Genomic DNA, 5,578 nt, shown 5'->3' with positions numbered 1-5,578 from the left:
AAGCAGATACGTTGTGATAATGGGCCTGAATACGTAAGCCATAAGCTCGCAAGATGGGCTAAAAATCACGATATTGAGCTTGTATTCATTCAGCCAGGTTGTCCGCAGCAAAATGCCTATATTGAGCGCTATAATCGTACTGTTCGGTATGACTGGCTTAATCAATACTTATTTGAGAGTATTGAACAAGTCCAGGAACAGGCCACCAAGTGGCTTTGGTCTTATAACAATGAACGTCCTAACTCGGCTATTGGAGGTATACCACCCAAAAGAAAATTGGCTCTAGCAGCCTAGGTTTCTACTTTTAGTGTCAGTTAAAAATGGGGGGATTACCGGGAAATAATCAGGCAGGCGAGCCACTGGTAAAAACTGTGCGTGGCTTTGGATATATGTTTAATGCGTAGTCTCTATTGGAAAATTTTTCTTTCGTTCTGGCTGGCAACTATTTTAATTATTATTACCACCGCTTGGGTAACCAGTGAAATTGCCCAAAAATCATCAATTCCTGCTCACGAACGCGTTTTTATGGATAGTTATGCCAATGCAGCAGTAGCTACCTTTGAATCAGGCCAACGTAAGGCACTGGAAAAATGGCTTAAACAAACAGGTGCCGCCAGACAAATGACCTTGTATTTACTCACCAGTACCAGTGAAATCATAGGCAATCAGACACCACCTGACATTGTAAGACAAATTGCCGCTAATCTTGTCAGAGAAGAACTGGATGATGGTTTACTTAAATTTGGTGACATTATAGTCAGCCATGAAATCCTTTCCACCTCTGGCAAAGCTTACCGGTTAGTAGCAGTTAGCCAGAAACCACTGGCTCATTTTGTAGAAATTCCCTGGGCTGGTTTAACAATTCGTCTGATCATTGCGATTTTTATCAGCGGTCTTATCTGCTATATCCTGTCACTTTATTTGACACAACCTTTACGTTCTTTAAGACTGGCCGCCAAATCCATAGCGACAGGAAAATTAAACACCAGGGTAGGCCGTTTTAAAGGTCATCATCGTGATGAAATTGCGGAATTAAGTGGCGAATTCGATAGCATGGCAGAGCAGTTAGAAACGATTATTAACTCTAAAGAGCGTCTTCTTCAGGATATTTCCCATGAATTGCGCTCTCCCCTTGCCCGTTTGCAAATAGCCATTGAATTAGGACGGAAAAAAGCGCAGGGAACCGCTGAAGTTGAATTTTGCCGTATGGAAATTGAATGCTTGCGCTTAAACACTTTAATAGGGGAAATTCTTGAGTTTGCGAGACTTGATAAATCATCCTCGCAACTTAACAGAACCACTGTTAACCTTCCCGACTTAATCCAACAAATTGTTGAGGATGCTAATTTTGAAGCGAGTGCAACAAAACCCCATGTGATATTTCATACTTCCCCCCGTTGCGAAATGCATCTCGATGAACGTTTAATTCATCGAGCGATTGAGAATATTATAAGAAACGCGTTACGTTACTCCGTCCCGGACCCGCAAATAACGGTTACCCTGCATTGCAATGAAGACGATAAAAAAGTAGATATCATTATTGAAGATAATGGCCCTGGAGTGCCTGAAGAGCAACTGGGGAAAATTTTTAATCCATTTTATCGTGTCGATATGTCCAGAGAAAAAAAGACTGGAGGTTATGGTCTTGGTTTATCCATAGCACAACAGGCTATTAAATTACATCAAGGCGATATTAACGCCTTAAATCGACCCGAGGGCGGCTTACAGGTTAGAATCACTTTACCTGTTTCAGATTCTTAGTGATTGAAAAGTCTTGTATTTTATCCAACGCTCCTTAATATACAGGAAATTTAAAAAATCAGGTTAACGATTTGATCCACGCTAAAAGACTCAATAAAGCAAGTGGTGCATTTTTTTTCCTAGGCTTCATCACAGCGCAACTTCATCATCTCTCTTATATTCTGTTTCTTGCTTCAGTAGGGCTTGTCTCTTCCGGCTTTTATTTTATAGGTTATTTATTATGGGCTTTCGCCTGTCATTTATTGCCTAATCGATCCGGCACAAACAAAAAATGGTATAATTTAATACAGTTTAAAGAACAACACCGAATTGCCGCACTATTGGGAATAGCCGCTGTACTATGCAATTTCATTGCGCTTGTTTTTCCAGTAACACTGATTGCTGCTTGCTGGCTTTTTGTTATCAGTGATTGCATCTGGTTAATCGGTGAATATCATAAAAGAAAACACCCTTTGGATTATGAAGACAATTATTCGGTTAAACAACAAAACGCTTACTTAAAATATGCCGCCAGCATTACTATTTCCTCTCTTATCACCGCAATAGCAACAACAATTGCCTTTTTTTGTCCTGTTGCCATACCAATAATTGTTGTAGTTTCTACTCTAATCAAAGTTTATCTGGGTATCATTACATTGCATTATCGGCTGGAGTTTGCCCTGCCGGACAAACCTGCCAGCAAACCGAGTTCTTGTGCAGAAAGTTATCCGCAAATGATAAAAAACTTATCACCTCAACCCGCTATCTCCAATAGAAAAGAAATTATTCCAGAAGAACATCCTGCAAGAAAAAAGGATAACACTATTTTAACTTCTACAAATAATAGCGTCCCTCCAGAAGCGACTCATCAAATTGGTGAAGACGAAATTATATTAATTGCATTCAGGTGATTCTCAGCCGGTTTCCCGACACCCCGCGCCATCTGATTATGGAGTATGCGTATTTTGATTTGCTTTGTCAAACCAAAAAGGATCGTCATTAGTTGATGAAGTAACTTGTCAGCATTCCGGATAATGAGTATAGTTTGCAAGCAGCTTCAGGAGTACTTTGAGATGAGTAATACGATAGAGTTAATGATAAATCAGGCAAAGGACATGTTAAGTCACGCCTATGTGCCCTATTCTCGATATCCGGTTGCATCTTGTTTATGTAGTGAAGATAATAATTTATATACTGGCGTTAATGTTGAGAATACCTCGTATGGTTTATCTGTTTGTGCTGAAACCTCTGCAATCTGTCAGATGATTAGTGCCGGCCGTCAAAAAATAAAAAGTATGGTCGTATTAAACGGCGAAAATACATTCTGTTCCCCCTGTGGAGCATGTCGTCAGCGCATCGTGGAGTTCTCTACACCAGAAACCATCATTCACTTATGTAATCAGCAGTCAGTAATTCAGTCCATACCTGTTCATCAGTTATTACCTTATGCTTTTCAATTTAAGCCTTAATCTGGAATTAAAATGACTAAAACAACTCTTAGCGCAGCTCATTTGGCTGCAGAAAAAATAAAACAATTAGCACCTAATTTTAAACCGGTTCTGGGTATTGTACTTGGCTCTGGCCTGGGAAGTTTTGCCGACCAGTTAGAGGATGCTGTCACTATCAGTTATGACGAATTGCCAGGTTTCCCCAAACTTACTGTGCATGGTCATAACGGTAATCTGGTGTTGGGTTATTTATATGGAGTTGGCATTGTTTGTCTACAGGGACGCGCGCATAGTTATGAAGGTACTAATCATGACACCGTTAAAACCTACGTTCGCACGCTGCACTTGCTTGGCTGCACTTATTTTCTCGCTACAAATGCCTCTGGTTCTTTGCGAGAAGAAGTAGGTCCCGGTGAATTAATGGTAATTACCGATCACATTAATCTGCAACCAGGCAATGCTCTGGTAGGTCCTAATGATGAAGAATTTGGTCCTCGCTTTTTTCCCTTGGATAATGCTTATGACCGGGAACTACGCGATAAATTATTAAAAATAGCCCACGAGGAAAATATTCCGCTTAATGAAGGTGTTTATCTTGCGGTTCTCGGGCCTCATTATGAAACAGCTGCTGAAATCAGAGCGTTTCGCATTCTGGGGGCTGATGCAGTAGGAATGTCAACGGTACCCGAAGTACTGGTTGCCAATCATTGTGGTATGAAAGTGGCCGTGATAGCCACGATTACTAACTATGCCACCGGGCTTGCCTCCACCAGTCATAATCATGAAGCAGTCGTGTTAATGGCTTCTAAAGCCGCTGAAAAGCTTAATCGCCTGATAAAGCAGTTTATAGCGAGTCTGGCGTGAAGCTTGAAGAAAGTTATTTAATGATGCTGGAAGATATAAAAGCAACGTCCGCTCCTTATAGTCACGCTGTATTATCGAGACAAATTATCTCTCTTATTGATTTAACGTTACTGGATGAAACCGCTGATAGCGAAGCATTAGACAGCCTGATTGCAAAAGCTAATTGTCATCAGGTAGCCGCCGTATGCGTGTTGCCACAGCATCTTCCCGGACTTGAATCCTTAGAGAGACAGATAAAACGAGCTACGGTTATTAACTTTCCCCATGGTAATCAGTCTACCAAAAAAATTTTAACAGCCATTGATACTTTACAGGCCAGGAGTAACATGGATGAAATTGATTATGTATTTCCTTACAAGTGCTATTTGGCGGGCGATGAGGAGGACGCTCTGATTCAATGCCAGAACGTTTATGACCTTTGTAAAAATCAGAAAATTGGCTTTAAAGTAATTTTGGAAACCGGCGCATTACCTTCATTAGAAGTTATTTATCAACTTAGTCGTAAAATACTTGAGAGGGGTTGTGATTTTTTAAAAACATCGACTGGCAAAATCCCTCAAGGCGCTACTCCTGCGGCTGCTTTTGCGATGCTTAAAGCGATTAAGGATTCTAAAAGTAATTGTGGTTTAAAAGTGTCGGGCGGCATAAAAAAACCGGAACAGGCATTTAATTATTTCAATTTAGTCACACAATTAATCGCCCAAAACCCTGATAAATCCTGTTTTCGAATAGGTGCCAGCAGCTTACTGGACGCATTGATCAACAATATCAATTAATAATGATTAAATTTTCATCTCAATATTTTAAATGAACTTCTCTCAGGCAAAGTGATGAGTTAAGTTGAGAATGGATTCCCGTTTTCACGGGAATGACTCAAAATAATACAGATATTTATCGTTACTTTTTATGACCATCTCTCAGAGACAAGACATGGAACGCAGGCATTCATCTTAAGTTGGCGCCATTTTGCAATCAATAGTATTCTCTTTCCAATCAATCACCTTATCATTACAGGAACTGGCAAAGTCATCTGCGTTGAATACTACGATACCTTTAATGGGTGTAAGGCTTTTTTTATTTACTTTTGTGAATTGAACCCATGAATATTGCACACCATTCTCGGACATCCCTTCAGCACCTAAAGCAATAAATGTGTCTGTAAATTTTAATGTCGAAAAGGAACCCTGATAAACAACCAGAAAAACACCAGGAATAGCTATAGTACACCCCAGTAATGGGTTTTAAACTTTAATAAAGCATTATAGATCAAAAGGTTAATTTGTTTTGAAATAGAAAAAGGTAGCTGGAACATTGTAATATCGCAATTTTTTCCCGACGAAAGGAATTTGTGATATGGACATGCACCAGCTGGTTAATATTTTCTGCGAAATAGACGATTTCTGCAACGAGTTAGATAAACATTGTGAACATTATATGCTAACAGGCCCGACAAAAAGCAAGCGCGGTCCGGCTTGCAGCTTATCGATTAGCGAGATTATGACTATCTTGGTTATGTTTCAAATGTC

The 5,578-nt window shown here is 39.9% G+C and carries 6 protein-coding genes; all 6 read left to right on the top strand.

The window, feature by feature from the left end:
* A partial coding sequence (locus tag T345_RS0110575; protein WP_028388153.1) for an integrase core domain-containing protein occupies positions 1 to 294 on the top strand: 294 nt, incomplete at its 5' end.
* Between the two features lie 102 nt (positions 295 to 396).
* The gene (cpxA, locus tag T345_RS0110570; protein WP_028389317.1) at positions 397 to 1,761 is read left to right on the top strand and encodes a two-component system sensor histidine kinase CpxA; all 1,365 of its coding nucleotides are present in this window, start codon (positions 397 to 399) and stop codon (positions 1,759 to 1,761) included.
* Between the two features lie 71 nt (positions 1,762 to 1,832).
* The gene (locus T345_RS0110565) at positions 1,833 to 2,651 is read left to right on the top strand and encodes a hypothetical protein (RefSeq protein ID WP_028389316.1); all 819 of its coding nucleotides are present in this window, start codon (positions 1,833 to 1,835) and stop codon (positions 2,649 to 2,651) included.
* Positions 2,652 to 2,813: 162 nt separating this feature from the next.
* Positions 2,814 to 3,209, top strand: coding sequence for a cytidine deaminase (gene cdd, locus T345_RS0110560; protein ID WP_028389315.1), 396 nt, complete (start codon positions 2,814 to 2,816; stop codon positions 3,207 to 3,209).
* A 12-nt stretch (positions 3,210 to 3,221) separates the two neighbouring features.
* Positions 3,222 to 4,052, top strand: coding sequence for a purine-nucleoside phosphorylase (locus T345_RS0110555; protein WP_028389314.1), 831 nt, complete (start codon positions 3,222 to 3,224; stop codon positions 4,050 to 4,052).
* Complete coding sequence (deoC, locus tag T345_RS0110550; protein ID WP_028389313.1) at positions 4,049 to 4,828, top strand: deoxyribose-phosphate aldolase; 780 nt, start codon at positions 4,049 to 4,051, stop codon at positions 4,826 to 4,828. The genes T345_RS0110555 and deoC overlap by 4 nt, the downstream gene beginning before the upstream one ends.
* Positions 4,829 to 5,578 lie beyond the last annotated feature (750 nt).

The sequence above is a fragment of the Legionella fairfieldensis ATCC 49588 genome (genome assembly GCF_000621525.1).
GTDB lineage: Bacteria > Pseudomonadota > Gammaproteobacteria > Legionellales > Legionellaceae > Tatlockia > Tatlockia fairfieldensis.
The sequence above is the reverse complement of the archived record's forward strand: the minus strand, read 5'-3'. Positions and strand labels throughout refer to the sequence as shown.

Bases quoted from the DNA above. Each gene is read 5' to 3' on its own strand.
- cpxA (WP_028389317.1), top strand. From the start codon at position 397: ATGCGTAGTCTCTATTGGAAAATTTTTCTTTCGTTCTGGCTGGCAACT.
- cdd (WP_028389315.1), top strand. From the start codon at position 2,814: ATGAGTAATACGATAGAGTTAATGATAAATCAGGCAAAGGACATGTTA.
- T345_RS0110555 (WP_028389314.1), top strand. From the start codon at position 3,222: ATGACTAAAACAACTCTTAGCGCAGCTCATTTGGCTGCAGAAAAAATA.